The sequence below is a fragment of the Blastococcus sp. SYSU DS0616 genome, assembly GCF_054051015.1.
The window spans coordinates 195,702-209,236 of record NZ_JBJHAJ010000002.1; the positions used below are offsets into that span (position 1 = coordinate 195,702).

Below are 13,535 nucleotides of genomic sequence, written 5' to 3' on the forward strand. Positions count from 1 at the left end.
GAGCCTGCGTGGGGCGGGGGGCAGCGGCGGCCCCGTCCCGAGGCTCGCCCCGAGCCTGCGAGGGGTGAGGAGAACGGGGTCCTTCATCCATACGGGGTCACGTCCATCTCGTCGTCGGTGTAGCCCCGCCGGAGGTCACCGGGCGCGGGCCCGCCGCGCCGCCCGTCGGCGTCGTCGTCGTGCCCGGCGGTGCTCTCCAGCTGCCACGGCACCGTGGTGATCATGACCCCCGGCTGGAACTGCAGCCGGGCGCGCAGCCGCAGCGCGCTCTGGTTGTGCAGGACGTTCTCCCACCAGTGGCCGACGACGTACTGCGGCACGAAGACCACCACGAGCTCGCGCGGGCTGTCCCGCCGGATGCTCTTGACGTAGTCGAGCACCGGGCGGGTGATCTCCCGGTACGGCGACTCCAGCACGGTCAGCGGCACCGGGATGTCGTAGCGCTGCCAGTCGGCCTGCAGCGCCCAGGTCTCGGCGTCGTCGACGTTGACCGTCAGCGCGGTGAGCGCGTCGGGACGGGTCGCCCGGGCGAAGGCCAGCGCGCGCAACGTCGGCTTGTGCACCCTGGAGACGAGGACGACGGCGTGCACCTTGCTCGGCAGCGTGCGGGCGTCGGTGTCGGGTTCCAGCTGCTGAGACACGTTCGAGTAGTGCCGGTTGATGGCTCTCATCAGGAGGAACAGCACCGGCATGGCCAGCAGCACCAGCCAGGCGCCGCGGGTGAACTTGGTGACCACGATGATCAGCAGCACGACGGTGGTGAGCGACCCGCCGACGAAGTTGATCGCCTGGGAACGGCGCATGCGCCGGCGGGTGACGGGGTCGTCCTCCGCGCGCAGCTCCCGGTTCCAGTGCCGCACCATCCCCCACTGGCCGATGGTGAAGCTGGTGAACACCCCGATGATGTAGAGCTGGATCAGCCGGGTCACGTCGGCCTCGAAGACGACGATCAGCAGCCCGGCGAAGCCGGCCAGCAGCAGGATGCCGTTGCTGTACACCAGCTTGTCGCCGCGGGTGTGCAGCTGCCGGGGCAGGAAGCGGTCCTGGGCCAGCACCGATCCCAGCAGCGGGAAGCCGTTGAACGCGGTGTTGGCGGCCAGGATGAGGATGAGCGCGGTGGCGGCCTGGATGTAGTAGAAGCCGACCGAGGTGTCGCCGCCGAAGGTCGCCGCGGCCAGCTGGGCGATGACCGTGCGCTGCGGCTCGGTCTCGCAGGCGGTGAAGCCCACCAGGTCGCAGGGGAACTCGGTGTACTTGACGTCGCCGAGCAGGGCCAGCGCGGTGACCCCGGCGAACATGAAGGCGGCCAGCCCGCCCATGAGCGCGAGCGTCGTGGCGGCGTTGCGGCTCTTCGGCGGCCGGAACGCCGGAACGCCGTTGGCGATCGCCTCGACCCCGGTCAGCGCGGTGCAGCCGGAGGCGAAGGCGCGGAGCGCGAAGAACACCAGCGCCAGCCCCGCCACCTGCTCGTAACCGGGTTCCGGGGTGATCGAGTACTGGGCGCTCTCGGCGACGACCGGGTTGTCGGTGAAGAAGTCCCGGATGAGGCCGGTGACGATCATGATCATGATCCCGGCCACGAACATGTACGTCGGCAGCGCGAAGGTCCGGCCCGACTCGCGCAGCCCGCGCAGGTTCGCCGCCGCGAGGATCGCCACCAGGCCCAGCGCGATGGCCACGCGGTGCTCGTTGAGCGCGGGGAAGGCGGAGATGATGTTGTCGGTGCCGGCCGAGACCGACACCGCCACGGTGAGCACGTAGTCGACCAGCAGCGCGCTGGCCACGACGAGGCCGGCGAACTGGCCGTGGTTCTTCATCGCGACCTCGTAGTCGCCGCCACCGGAGGGGTAGGCACGCACCACCTGCCGGTAGGAGAGCACCACCGTGATCAGCAGGAGCACGACGAGCAGCGCGAGCCAGGGGGCCAGGTAGAGGAACGCCGTGCCCGCCAGGGTCAGCACGATCAGGATCTCCTGGGTGGCGTAGGCCACGGAGGAGAGCGGGTCGCTGGCGAAGATCGGCAGCGCGAGCCGCTTGGGCAGCAGGGACTCCCCCGCCCGGTCGCTGCGCACGGGGCGGCCGAGGACGAGGCGTTTCGGGAGTTGTCCGAGGTCGGACAGGCTTGGCACGGCGCGATGGTACGGACGTGCGGGAGGCCCGCGGGCGTGACTCGGCGCACCTCGCCCCGACGGGGGGATACCGGCGTCCTGCCCGCTGGCGGACCGTGCGCGGGTGTAGCTTCGCGACCGGTGATGCGCGGGCGGTCCGCGCCGGCGCCGCCGGAGATCTGCGGGAGTGACGCGCGTGCACGTGGTCGTGATGGGCTGCGGCCGTGTCGGCTCGGCCATCGCCCGGCGCCTGGAGCAGATCGGGCACAGCGTGGCCGTGATCGACCAGGACCCCGAGTCCTTCCGGCGGCTCGGCCCGGAGTTCACCGGGCGCCAGATCAAGGGCCTCGGATTCGACCGGCAGACCCTGCTGGACGCCGGCATCGACTCCGCGGGCGCCTTCGCGGCGGTCAGCAGCGGCGACAACTCCAACATCATCTCGGCCCGCGTGGCGCGGGAGACCTTCGGCGTCCAGCACGTCGTGGCCCGCATCTACGACTCCAAGCGGGCCGAGGTCTACGAGCGCATGGGCATCCCGAGCGTCGCCACCGTCCCCTGGACGGTGAACCGGCTGCTGCGCGAACTCCTCTCGGTCAAGGTGAGCGAGCTGTGGCGCGAGCCCACCGGCAAGGTGCTGCTGGTGCGCGTGACGGTCACCGACGCCTGGGTGGGGCGCAAGCTCGCCGCCCTCGAGGCGGCCACCGGGGCCCGCGCGGCCTGGCTGGTCCGCTTCGGTGAAGCCCAGCTGCCCACGCCGGTCACGGTGCTCCAGGACGGCGACCAGCTCGTCGTCGCCGTCACCGACGAGCTGACCGCACGCGTGCACGAGGTCGTCGAGCGCGGCCCCCAGGAGGGGAGTCACTGATGCGGGTCGCGATCGTCGGGGCCGGCGCAGTGGGACGGTCCATCGCGGGGGAACTCCTGGGTTACGGCCACACCGTCATGCTCATCGAGAAGGACAGCCGCAAGGTCCGCACCCGGTCGGTGCCCGGCGCGGAGTGGGTGCAGGCCGACGCCTGCGAGGTCTCCTCGCTGGAGGAGGCGCAGCTGGCCACCTGCGACGTCGTGGTGGCCGCGACCGGCGACGACAAGGCCAACCTCGTCGTCTCGCTGCTGGCCAAGACCGAGTTCGCGGTCAATCGCGTGGTCGCCAGGGTCAAGGACCCGCGCAACGAGTGGCTCTACACCGAGGCGTGGGGCGTCGACGTCGCCGTCTCCACCCCCCGGGTGCTGGCCGCCCTGGTCGAGGAGGCCGTGTCGGTGGGCGACGTCGTCCGGCTCATGAGCTTCCGCAAGGGCGCGGCCAACCTGGTGGAGATCACCCTGGGCGACGACACCCCCTGGGTCGGCCACGCCCTGCGCGAGGTGCCGCTGCCCCGCGAGACGGTGCTGACGACGATCCTCCGCGGCGACCGGGTCATCACCCCGTCGCCGGACGAACCGCTGGAGTCCGGCGACGAGCTGCTGTTCGTGTCGCACGGCGACACCGAGGAGGAGCTGCAGCACGTCTTCGCGCCGGACGGCCCGGGCCGCACCGACCGCTGAACGAGCGACCCCGTCCTCCTCATCCCTCGCAGGCTCGGGGTGAGCCTCTCGACGGGGCCGCAGCGTGCCCCTGCACCGGAGTCGTGATCAGGTGACGGGCGGGCCGGGCGCGCGGTGCCGGTGCAGCCGGGCGACCACCCACAGGGTCACCACCAGCACGACCGCGGTGAGCGGCAGGCCGAGCACGACCGACGCCGTGCCGAGCAGCTCCACCTCGTCGGCGCGGTAGAGCACCCACTGCACCCCTGCCCGCAGGAAGAACGAGGCCGCCCAGAGCGCGGTCAGCCAGGAGTAGGCGCGCAGCAGCCGGGGCTCCCGGCGCCAGTGCAGCTGCGGCACCGCCGCCGGGTCGGGCACCGGCGGCGCGGTGGCGGGCGCGGGCGCGTCCTCGCGCGCCGCCCGACGACTCCAGGGCAGCGAGTGGGTGGCCATCGCGCCGAGGTGGCTCGGCGCCAGGAACTCGGCCACCACCCCGACCAGCGGCCAGCGCAGCGGGATCGAGCCCAGGAGCACCACCCCGACCACCAGGCTGCGGACGATGCCGAGCACGAAGAAGTCGCGGGCCTGACCGGTGTTGGCGGCGATGGCCACCGCGATGCCGACCCCGACCAGGCCGCTCACCGCCTGCTGCACGCTCTGCCGGCGGCTCAGCCGCAGCACGAAGACCGCGACCGCCGCGACCACCGCCGCCCAGATGCCGGTGCGCAGCCCGGCGATGCCGTTGGCCACGATGAAGGCGACCGTGGGCAGCGTGGCGTCGAGCATGCCGCGCCAGCCACCGAGCTGCGCCAGCAGCTGCTCGCGGTCGAACGGGGAGGCCGGCGCGCCCGCCTCGGGAACGTGCTCGCCGTCGCCCGGCCGGCCCGCTGCGGTCACCTTCGTCTCCCCCGATCGCTGCCCGGCCCACGCATGACGGCTCCCCGCCGCTGGGCGGTGGTCAGCCGGCGCTCAGCTCGTACCAGGGGTTGTAGATGACCTGCCGGCCCTCGAAGGAGGCGAACCGCCCCCGCGCGGTCAGCGACCGACCGGGCTCGATGCCCGCGATCCGCCGCCGGCCCAGCCACACCAGCGTCACCGACCCCGAACCGTCGAACAGCTCGGCCTCGAGCGTGGGCACCGTCTCGCGCGGCGTGTAGACGACCGACTTCAGCCGACCGGTGACGGTGACCACCGCGCCCTTGCGGCAGGTGCTGACCGGCTCGCAGCCGGCGGTGGCCGTTCCCGCGCGCAGCTCCTGCGCGTCGATGGCGTGGTCGTCGGCGGTGAGTCGCTGCAACGTGCGCGACCACCAGCCCGCCGGTCGGGTCTCCGTCACGGTTCCAGCGTAGTGCGCCACGGTGCCCACGGGGACGCGCGCGGGTGTTCCCTGCATCGCGTCGTCAGGCCGGGCCGGCAGCCGGCCCGCCGTCCGGCGACCGCGGGCCCGCAGCCGTCCCCGGGGCGGGCCGCTGCGCGGCCAGCTGGGCCGCGGCCTGCGGGGGCAGGGCGAGCGGGAGCGGCTCGCGCACCGGCATGGGCTCGCTGCCCCGGACGACGACGATGCCGCGGAACGCCGTCTCCAACGCCGCCGCCTCGGCCTCGGCGCCCGCGGCCGCGGAACCGCTGAGCAGCCCCCGCAGGAACCAGCGGGGTCCGTCCACGCCGAGGAAGCGGGCCGGTCGCCGGACCGGCGGCTGGGCGGCCTGCCCGGGCTGCGCCGGCGGGGCCGCCACGACGGTGCCGACGAGCTCCGCGCCGAACGGGCCCTCCACCTCGCGCAGCGACGCGCCCTGACCCGAGGCGCTGCGGGCCAGCTCGGCGCGGACGTCGTCCCAGATGCCGGCCGCCCGGGGCGCGGCGAAGGCCGCGATCTGCAGCAGCGAGTCCCCGTGGCGCAGGGTCGCGCCGATCACCTTCTGCTGCTGGTTGAGCTCCACCCGCAGGTCCATGCCGGGCAGTGCGGGCAGCCGGATCGCACCCAGGTCGATGCGCGCCAGACCGTCGTCGGGCGCGTCGGCCTCGTCCCAGGGACCGCTCGTGGGCGGGACGTCCCGGATGCGCTGCTGCGGCTCCGGGGGGACGCCCCGCTCGCGCAGGCTGCGGTCGATGCGGTTGCGCCGTCGTCCGAACGGCATGTCAGTTCCCCTCGGGTGCTGGAGTGTCGGAGGACCCGGCCGCACCGGCCTGGTACCCGCCGGTGGAGCCGTGCCCACCCCCGCCGCGCTCGCTGGGCGGCAGCTCGGGGACCGGCACGAACCGCGCGCGGACCACCGGCTGCACCACGAGCTGCGCGATGCGGTCGCCGCGCGACAGGCGCAGCGGGGCGGCCGGGTCGAGGTTGATGAGGTTGACCATGATCTCGCCCCGGTACCCCGCGTCGATGGTGCCGGGCGCGTTGACCATGCTGAGCCCGACCCGGTGCGCCAGCCCCGAGCGCGGGTGCACGAAACCGGCGTAGCCCTCCGGGATGGCCACCGCGACGCCGGTGCTCACCAGCCGCCGCTCGAAGGGGGCCAGCTCGACGTCCTCGGCTGCTGCCAGGTCGGCGCCCGCGTCACCGGCCAGCGCGTAGCGCGGGACGGCGGCGTCGGGTGCGGTGAGGAGGACGGGCACGTCCAGCTCGGCGGAGGGATCGGGCACGTCGGCGACCCTATAAGGTCCCCGCCTTCACGCTCCGGGCCCGCGCAGGTCGGACAGGACGCGGCGCGCCAGGCCCTCGGTCGCCCGGCGGTTGACCCGGCCGGAGAGCGCGGCGCCGACGAGGAAGGGGGCCGCGCCGGGGACGGCACCGGCCAGCCGGCGGGTCATGCGCCGGCGCAGGGCGCGCATACCGGCGGTGCCCAGGACGGAGCCGAGCCCCGCGGCGCCGACGCCGGCCACGGCCCGCTGCTGCGACCAGCCGGCCAGGTATGCCTGGGCGCGCGCGGCGGCGTCCCCGGGAGGTCGTCGGCCGTGCAGCTCGTGCAGCTCACCGATGAGGACGACCTCCACCGCGGCCACCAGCACCGTCTCCGCCCCCAGCTCCAGGGGCACGGCGAGCAGCGACGGCGGCGCGAACCAGTGCGCGGCGGACAGCCCGCCGGTGGCCGCGCCGATCCCGGAGGTGGCCCGGCCGGCGCGCTGGACGAGCGCCTCGGCGATCTCGTCGTCCGAGAGACCGGGATGGGCGGCGCGCAGCCGCTCCCGGTCACGGATCGGCAGTCGGGGCACCGCGGCCGCCAGGAGGTCGCCCAGCAGGGCGCCAGGTGCCCGGCCGTCCCCGCCGGGAACCCGGGCGTCGGCCGGGCCGGGCGTCGGCGGGCCGCTGCCCCCTGCGCCGAACGCTCCGGCCACGGCGCCGGCGACGGCACCGACGACGTCGCGCAGGCCGCCTCCGGCCGCCCGGTCGGCGCCGCTCCCGGTCAGCCCGGCGACGGCGTCGGCGACGGCCCGCCCGGCGCGCGCCAGGGGGCCTTCCTCGACCGGCGCGGCGCCGTCCGACGGCGCCACCGGTCGTGGCGGCGGGACGTCACGCGGCGCCCCGGTCCGCGGCCCCTCGGTCATCGGTCCCCCAGGTGAGGTACTGGAACGGCCCCCGTGCAGGGTCCCGCCGCGAGCCTGCGAGTGGCGGGGGGCACGGGGGTCCTTTCAGGCGCAGTCGCGGCAGAGCAGCTGGTCGCCGCGGGTGGAGGCCAGACGGCTGCGGTGCTGCACCAGGAAGCAGCGCGAGCAGGTGAACTCGTCCTCCTGCTTGGGCAGGACGCGGACGGTCAGCTCCTCGTTCGACAGGTCCGCTCCGGGGAGCTCGAGGTTCTCGTTGAAGTCGGTCTCGTCGACGTCGACCGACGAGGACTGGGCCTCGGCCCGGCGAGCCTTCAGCTCCTCGAGCGAGTCCTCGCCGAGCTCGTCGGTCTCGTTGCGGCGCGGGGCGTCGTAGTCGGTGGCCATGGGGTGTGCCCCTCCTCCGGGGTTCTCGCGGGCGTCGTGCCCGCTCGTCTGACGCGGCGCGGGGTGCGCGCCGTCGTCCTGGCCGATCGCCGGTGGGCGACCGGTGGGTCGGTGTGGGGCGTCCCTCACCGGGCGCCCGTCCACTGCGCCGGCCTCTCCTCGCGGAGTGGCCAGCAGCCCCCCAACGCCGTCCGGCCCCGATTTGTGCCCGACTCCGCGGAGGTGACACATCGGGCCCGGGAAGGGCCGGGCGGGCGGCGGAGCGCCAGAGGTTACCCTGCGCCGGTGGCGACTCCCCCAGGTGCTGATCCAGCCGTCGTCGGGCCGTACCTGGCCTCCGTCCTCGGGGAGGAGCGATGGCGATCGGTGGACGTCGAGCTGATCGCCGCGGGCATGTCCAACCTCACCTACGTGGTGACGCCCGAGGGCGGGTCCGCGGACGACGCGGTGATCCTCCGGCGTCCGCCGACGGGCGCCGTGCTGGCCACCGCGCACGACATGGCCCGCGAGCACCGGGTGATCTCCGCGCTGGTCCCCACGCCGGTGCCGGTGCCGCGGACACTGCACCTGTGCACCGACACGAGCGTGCTGGGCGCGCCGTTCTACGTGATGGAGCGCGTCGTCGGCCTGCACGTCATCGACCGGATCCCGGAGGGCTACGCCGACGATCCCGCCCGGCGGCGCGCGATCGGCGAGGGCCTGGTCGACGTCCTGGCCGATCTGCACTCGGTCGACCACGTCGCGGTGGGCCTGGGCGACTTCGGCCGACCGGAGGGCTTCATGCCCCGCCAGGTGCGTCGCTGGACCCAGCAGTGGGAGGCGACCCGCGACCGCGAGCGTCCGGGGTTGGACGCCCTCGCCGCCCGGCTGGCGGAGACCGTGCCCACCACCCAGCGGCACGGGATCGTCCACGGCGACTTCCGGCTGGACAACTGCCTCCTCGACCCGGAGGTGCCCGGCCGCGTCCGGGCGGTGCTGGACTGGGAGATGTCGACCCTGGGCGACCCGCTGGCCGACCTGGGCATGCTCCACGTCTACTGGCCGCAGGCCGGGGAGCGGAGCGTCGCCGGGCAGAGCACGGTGACGGCCCTGGAGGGCTTCCCCACCCGCGCGGAGGTCGCGGCACGCTACGCCGAGCGCAGCGGCCTGGACCTCTCCGACCTGCCCTGGTACGTGGGCTTCGCCTACTTCAAGTTCGCGGCGATCGTCGCCGGCATCGTCGCCCGCTCGGCCGCCGGAGCCATGGCGGGCAAGGATACGGCGGGCTACGCCGACCGGATCGACCCCTGCGTCGAGCGGGGACGCGCCGCGCTGGACGACGGTGCGATCTAGGGACGCCGTCCGCCCCTAAGCTCGCTGCTGACAGCCGTCCGCACCAGTCGTCGGCGCCGTCCGTCCCGTCCCGGCCGGTCGGCCCCCCGCCTGCCGGATCCCGCCCGAGGAGCATTCCCGTGACCGAGCGCACCGTCCAGCCTCCGGTGCGCCCGCGCAGTGGCCGTCGCCCGCTCCCCCCGCTGATCTTCCTGCTGGTCCTCGCGCTGGCCGCCGGAGCGGTGTGGTGGACGGTGGTCCGGCAGGACCGGGAGCAGCAGGCCGCGGACGCGCGGGCGTGCGCCACCGCGGAGGCGGCGCCCCCGTCGCTGGACCCGGCAGCCGTCTCGGTGCGGGTCCTCAACGCCACGGACCAGGGCGGGCTCGCGCAGACGGTGGCCGACGAGCTCGCCGCACGCGGCTTCACGGTGAGCGAGGTCGCGAACGACCCGAGCAGCCGCGAGGTGGAGGGCGTCGGGGAGGTCCGCCACGGCTCGCCGGGCAACGACGCCGCACGCTTCCTCGCGGTGCACGCGCCGGGCGTCGGGGACTACCGCGACACCCGGGCCACCGCGGTCGTCGACCTCGTCCTCGGCCCCGAGTTCACCTTCCCCGACAGCCTGGCCACCCCCGAGGAGGTCGAGACGGCGCTCACCGCGCCGGAGAGCGCCGCCGAGGACTGCTGAGCCGCACTGCCGGTCAGCGGTGCAGCTCGGACACCAGCGCGAGGAAGGGCTCGGCCACCGAGGGCGCCACCGCGACGACCATCGGCTCGCCGACCGGCGTGCCGTCGAGGCCCGTCACCACCGCGCCCGCCTCGGCGGCCACCAGCGCGCCGGCCGCGTGGTCCCACGGGTTCAGGTCGAGCTCGTAGTAGGCGTCCACCCGGCCGGCTGCCACGGCGCAGAGGTCCAGCGCGGCACTGCCGAACCGCCGGATGTCCCGCACGCGCGTGACCAGCTGCGCCACCACCGCGCCCTGGGCCCTCCGCTGCTCGACCCGGTAGCCGAAGCCGGTTGCGACCATCGTCCGGTCCAGCGCCTCCGGCGTCGGAACGGTGAGCCGGCGCGGCGGCCGCCCGGGCGACTCCAGCCACGCGCCGCCGCCGGACGTCGCCGAGAACAGCTCCCCGGTGGCCACGTTGAGCACCACGCCGGCCCGCACCACCCCGTCGACCTCGGCGGCCACCGAGACGGCGTAGGCCGGGATGCCGTAGAGGAAGTTCACGGTGCCGTCGATCGGGTCGACGATCCACCGCACCCCGCTCGTCCCCTCGCGTGCGGCCCCCTCCTCCCCCAGCACCCCGTCCGCCGGCCGGGCGGCGAGCAGCCGCCGCACCAGCAGCTCCTCGCTGGCGGTGTCCACCGCCGTGACGACGTCGACGGGGCTGGACTTGGTGGTGACGTGCTCGCCGGCGGACTCCCGCCCGCGGGCCACCAGGGCGGCGGCCTCCCGTGCGGCCGTCACCGCGAGCTCCAGCAGCGCGCCCGGTGCCGGCCGGTCGGAGGGAAGTGCGTGCGCAGAGGTCATGCGGCGATCCTGCCGCAGGGAGGGGACCCCTCGTCGGGGCCCGCTGCGAGCATGCGAGCTGCAAGGGGCGAGGGGGCCTTCCACTAGCCTGTCGGCGTGCAGGGCTTCGGGGTGGACATCGGCGGCAGCGGCATCAAGGGGTGCCTGGTCGACCTGGACGAGGGACGGCTGATCGGGGAGCGGCTGCGCATCGAGACGCCGCAGCCGTCGCTGCCCGAGCCCGTCTTCGACGTCGTGGCTCGCATCGTCGGGTCGTTCGGGTGGTCCGGACGCGTGGGGGTGACCTTCCCGGGGGTGCTCAAGTCGGGCGTCGCGCACACGGCCGCGAACGTCGACAAGACCTGGCTGGGCACGGACCTCGCCGCGGGGGTCGCCCAGCGCGTCCCCGGCCCGGTGGAGACGCTGAACGACGCCGACGCCGCAGGACTGGCCGAGATGCGCTACGGCGCCGGCCGCGACCGGCGCGGGGTGGTGCTCATGCTCACGTTCGGCACGGGCATCGGCAGCGCGCTGTTCGTCGACGGGAAGCTGGTGCCCAACACCGAGTTCGGTCACATCCAGGTCGACGGCGAGGACGGCGAGAAGCGCGCCTCCGCGGCCGCCCGGGAGCGGGAGGAGCTCAGCTACCCCGAGTGGGCGCAGCGCGTCGACCGCTACCTCGACGTCCTGGAGGCCGGCGTCTGGCCGGACCTGATCATCGTGGGCGGCGGGGTCAGCAAGAAGGCCCACAAGTGGGTCCCGCTGCTGTCCACGCGCACCCCGGTGGTGCCCGCGGAGCTGCAGAACGACGCCGGGATCGTCGGGGCCGCGCTGGCTGCGGCCGAGCGCGGCGAGGCCTGACCGCGGCGTCCCGGCGCCGGGTGACCCTCCCGGGGTGAGCCGACCGCCCCCTCGGAGCGAGGGGCCGGGGTGCGAGGCGCTGGTTTCACCCGGCGACGTCGTTACAATGGTGGAGCCCCAGCCCGCCGCGCTCCAGCCGGGAGGGATTCCCATACCCGATCGTGGCCAAACGCCGCGCCGGTCCGTGGGGTCCCCTCCCGCTCCGAGCACAGGGCCGGAGCCGCTGCCCGCGGGCCACACGGTCCCCCGGGGAACGCACCCAGCACGGGAAGGAACCTGAGTGCCCGCCGATCAGCCAGCACCGGAAGCAGCCGCAGCGAGCACCCCGCGCGCCAGGACGGCCGCAGCCGGTACCCGTGCCAAGAAGCCGGCCGGCGAGCCGGCCGCTGCGCGGAAGAAGGCACCGGCCAAGGCCGCCGGTACCACGACCGCGGCCAAGGGCCGCGCAAAGCCGGCGATCACCCCGTCCACGGCGGCCGGCGAGGGCACGGTCCTCACCGCGGTGGCCAGCGAGGACGGCGCGGTCGCGGTCGTCGACGCCGGCTCCGAGGGCCTCAAGCTCGACGAGACGGTCGTCACCGGCAAGGACGGTGTCGAGGTCGCCGCCGAGGAGGAGACCGCCGAGGGCGGCACCGACTTCGAGTGGGACGAGGAGGAGGAGTCCGAGGCCCTCCGCCAGGCCCGCAAGGACGCCGAGCTCACCGCCTCGGCCGACTCGGTCCGCGCCTACCTCAAGCAGATCGGCAAGGTCGCGCTGCTCAACGCCGAGGAGGAGGTCGACCTCGCCAAGCGCATCGAGGCCGGCCTCTACGGCGCCGAGCGGCTGCGCCAGGCCGAGGAGGAGGGCCAGAAGCTCTCCCCGCAGATGCGCCGCGACCTCAACTGGATCGTCCGCGACGGCGAGCGCGCCAAGAACCACCTGCTGGAGGCCAACCTCCGCCTCGTGGTCTCCCTGGCCAAGCGCTACACCGGCCGCGGCATGGCGTTCCTGGACCTGATCCAGGAGGGCAACCTCGGCCTGATCCGCGCGGTCGAGAAGTTCGACTACACCAAGGGCTACAAGTTCTCCACCTACGCCACGTGGTGGATCCGCCAGGCCATCACCCGCGCCATGGCCGACCAGGCCCGCACCATCCGCATCCCGGTGCACATGGTCGAGGTCATCAACAAGCTCGGCCGCATCCAGCGCGAGCTCCTCCAGGACCTGGGCCGCGAGCCCACCCCGGAGGAGCTGGCCAAGGAGATGGACATCACCCCGGACAAGGTGCTGGAGATCCAGCAGTACGCCCGGGAGCCGATCAGCCTCGACCAGACCATCGGCGACGAGGGCGACAGCCAGCTCGGCGACTTCATCGAGGACTCCGAGGCCGTCGTCGCCGTCGACGCCGTCAGCTTCACCCTGATGCAGGACCAGCTGACCAGCGTGCTGCAGACCCTCTCCGAGCGGGAGGCCGGCGTGGTCCGGCTGCGCTTCGGCCTCACCGACGGCCAGCCGCGCACCCTCGACGAGATCGGCCAGGTCTACGGCGTGACCCGTGAGCGGATCCGTCAGATCGAGTCGAAGACGATGTCGAAGCTGCGCCACCCCAGCCGCTCCCAGGTGCTGCGCGACTACCTGGACTAGGCCGCCGGCACCGGTCCCGGACGCCGCCGCCGGCCTCGCACAGCGCCATGACCCGGACGGGGCACGGAGTGCCGGTGGCGGTGTACGCCGACACCTGTCGGGTAGACGGCGTAGCGTGGGGCCCGTCAGAACAGCAGCGGACCCACGGCCGGACCGGTCACCCGACGGCCCGGCAGATGATCACCAGCACGTGCACCACCCGTCCCAGCCAGTGACGTCCCCTGCTGAACCCGCTCCACCCACGCCCGGCGTGTTACGGACTCATCTCAATCGGCGAGTCCGGGATGAACCGGGCGGGAACGGGAATCCGAGGGGCCATCCTGGCGCTGTGCAGGAGGCCGATCCGCAGCCGCGGGTCCGTGCGGTAGAGAGCGAGTGATGACCCAGATGACCCAGACGCTGACGACGACCCCCGCCGCCGACGACCTGGTCGTGCCCTTCCACTGCGACCGCTGCGGCGCACTTGCCAAGGTCCGTGTCGTGCTCGCCAACGGCAGCGACCTCGTGTTCTGCGGACACCACGCCCGCGAGTACGAGGGCAAGCTGCGTGACATCGCCGTCGACATCATCGACACTGAGGGCGAGCAGCGCGTAACTGCGTGAGAGAGGCGCTATCGTCGCGCCCGCGATGACCGCCTCACCCGACGACGCCGCCGCGTCCGACGTCCCGC

Annotated in this window: 15 protein-coding genes; 7 read left to right on the forward strand and 8 right to left on the reverse strand. The window is 74.2% G+C overall.

Going from position 1 to position 13,535, the window contains the following annotated elements:
* Positions 1–83: 83 nt before the first annotated feature.
* Positions 84–2,129: an APC family permease gene (locus ACI79K_RS02480; protein ID WP_456598872.1), complete on the reverse strand. Its 2,046-nt coding sequence runs from the start codon at positions 2,127–2,129 to the stop codon at positions 84–86.
* 175 nt (positions 2,130–2,304) lie between these two features.
* Here ACI79K_RS02480 and ACI79K_RS02485 point away from each other — a divergent pair, with 175 nt between their 5' ends.
* The gene (locus tag ACI79K_RS02485; protein ID WP_456587762.1) at positions 2,305–2,973 is read left to right on the forward strand and encodes a potassium channel family protein; all 669 of its coding nucleotides are present in this window, start codon (positions 2,305–2,307) and stop codon (positions 2,971–2,973) included.
* Positions 2,973–3,653 carry a potassium channel family protein gene (locus ACI79K_RS02490; RefSeq protein WP_456587761.1) on the forward strand — a complete coding sequence of 227 codons (681 nt, stop codon included), beginning with the start codon at positions 2,973–2,975 and terminating at the stop codon, positions 3,651–3,653. Before ACI79K_RS02485 ends, ACI79K_RS02490 begins: the two co-directional genes overlap by 1 nt.
* A gap of 87 nt (positions 3,654–3,740) precedes the next feature.
* Here the strand turns inward: ACI79K_RS02490 and ACI79K_RS02495 are convergent, their stop codons facing one another.
* The 6 genes from ACI79K_RS02495 to ACI79K_RS02520 all read right to left on the reverse strand — a co-directional run bounded on the left by ACI79K_RS02495 (position 3,741) and on the right by ACI79K_RS02520 (position 7,559).
* On the reverse strand, positions 3,741–4,529 hold the full coding sequence (locus ACI79K_RS02495) for a DUF3159 domain-containing protein (protein ID WP_456587760.1): 789 nt from the start codon (positions 4,527–4,529) through the stop codon (positions 3,741–3,743).
* A gap of 61 nt (positions 4,530–4,590) precedes the next feature.
* On the reverse strand, positions 4,591–4,968 hold the full coding sequence (locus ACI79K_RS02500; RefSeq protein ID WP_456596426.1) for an OB-fold nucleic acid binding domain-containing protein: 378 nt from the start codon (positions 4,966–4,968) through the stop codon (positions 4,591–4,593).
* A gap of 64 nt (positions 4,969–5,032) precedes the next feature.
* A complete protein-coding gene (locus ACI79K_RS02505) occupies positions 5,033–5,767 on the reverse strand; it encodes a DUF3710 domain-containing protein (RefSeq protein WP_456596425.1) in 735 nt (244 codons plus the stop codon).
* A gap of 1 nt (position 5,768) precedes the next feature.
* Positions 5,769–6,272 (reverse strand): dUTP diphosphatase, encoded by a 504-nt coding sequence (gene dut, locus ACI79K_RS02510; protein WP_456596424.1) that lies wholly within the window; start codon positions 6,270–6,272, stop codon positions 5,769–5,771.
* Positions 6,273–6,299: 27 nt separating this feature from the next.
* Positions 6,300–7,175, reverse strand: coding sequence for a hypothetical protein (locus ACI79K_RS02515; protein WP_456598873.1), 876 nt, complete (start codon positions 7,173–7,175; stop codon positions 6,300–6,302).
* Positions 7,176–7,259: 84 nt separating this feature from the next.
* Positions 7,260–7,559 carry a DUF4193 domain-containing protein gene (locus tag ACI79K_RS02520; RefSeq protein WP_456587755.1) on the reverse strand — a complete coding sequence of 100 codons (300 nt, stop codon included), beginning with the start codon at positions 7,557–7,559 and terminating at the stop codon, positions 7,260–7,262.
* Between the two features lie 285 nt (positions 7,560–7,844).
* Between ACI79K_RS02520 and ACI79K_RS02525 the strand changes: the two genes are divergently transcribed.
* Both ACI79K_RS02525 and ACI79K_RS02530 read left to right on the forward strand, forming a co-directional pair.
* Complete coding sequence (locus ACI79K_RS02525; protein ID WP_456598874.1) at positions 7,845–8,891, forward strand: phosphotransferase family protein; 1,047 nt, start codon at positions 7,845–7,847, stop codon at positions 8,889–8,891.
* Positions 8,892–9,010: 119 nt separating this feature from the next.
* Positions 9,011–9,556 carry a LytR C-terminal domain-containing protein gene (locus tag ACI79K_RS02530; RefSeq protein ID WP_456587753.1) on the forward strand — a complete coding sequence of 182 codons (546 nt, stop codon included), beginning with the start codon at positions 9,011–9,013 and terminating at the stop codon, positions 9,554–9,556.
* 13 nt (positions 9,557–9,569) lie between these two features.
* Here the strand turns inward: ACI79K_RS02530 and ACI79K_RS02535 are convergent, their stop codons facing one another.
* On the reverse strand, positions 9,570–10,400 hold the full coding sequence (locus ACI79K_RS02535) for an inositol monophosphatase family protein (protein WP_456587752.1): 831 nt from the start codon (positions 10,398–10,400) through the stop codon (positions 9,570–9,572).
* A gap of 96 nt (positions 10,401–10,496) precedes the next feature.
* Here ACI79K_RS02535 and ppgK point away from each other — a divergent pair, with 96 nt between their 5' ends.
* From ppgK to ACI79K_RS02550, 3 genes are all read left to right on the forward strand, one after another.
* Positions 10,497–11,240, forward strand: a complete 744-nt coding sequence (gene ppgK / locus ACI79K_RS02540; RefSeq protein WP_456587751.1) for a polyphosphate--glucose phosphotransferase — start codon at positions 10,497–10,499, stop codon at positions 11,238–11,240.
* A gap of 280 nt (positions 11,241–11,520) precedes the next feature.
* Entirely contained in the window at positions 11,521–12,864 is a 1,344-nt protein-coding gene (locus ACI79K_RS02545) for an RNA polymerase sigma factor (protein ID WP_456587750.1), read from the forward strand.
* A gap of 378 nt (positions 12,865–13,242) precedes the next feature.
* Positions 13,243–13,467, forward strand: coding sequence for a DUF7455 domain-containing protein (locus tag ACI79K_RS02550; RefSeq protein WP_091930645.1), 225 nt, complete (start codon positions 13,243–13,245; stop codon positions 13,465–13,467).
* Positions 13,468–13,535 lie beyond the last annotated feature (68 nt).

What these genes read in the sequence shown, in the direction of transcription:
- ACI79K_RS02490 (WP_456587761.1), top strand. Translation starts at nt 2,973, where the DNA reads ATGCGGGTCGCGATCGTCGGGGCCGGCGCAGTGGGACGGTCCATCGCG.
- ACI79K_RS02505 (WP_456596425.1), bottom strand. Translation starts at nt 5,767, where the DNA reads ATGCCGTTCGGACGACGGCGCAACCGCATCGACCGCAGCCTGCGCGAG.
- ACI79K_RS02515 (WP_456598873.1), bottom strand. Translation starts at nt 7,175, where the DNA reads ATGACCGAGGGGCCGCGGACCGGGGCGCCGCGTGACGTCCCGCCGCCA.
- ACI79K_RS02520 (WP_456587755.1), bottom strand. Translation starts at nt 7,559, where the DNA reads ATGGCCACCGACTACGACGCCCCGCGCCGCAACGAGACCGACGAGCTC.
- ACI79K_RS02535 (WP_456587752.1), bottom strand. Translation starts at nt 10,400, where the DNA reads ATGACCTCTGCGCACGCACTTCCCTCCGACCGGCCGGCACCGGGCGCG.
- ACI79K_RS02550 (WP_091930645.1), top strand. Translation starts at nt 13,243, where the DNA reads ATGACCCAGATGACCCAGACGCTGACGACGACCCCCGCCGCCGACGAC.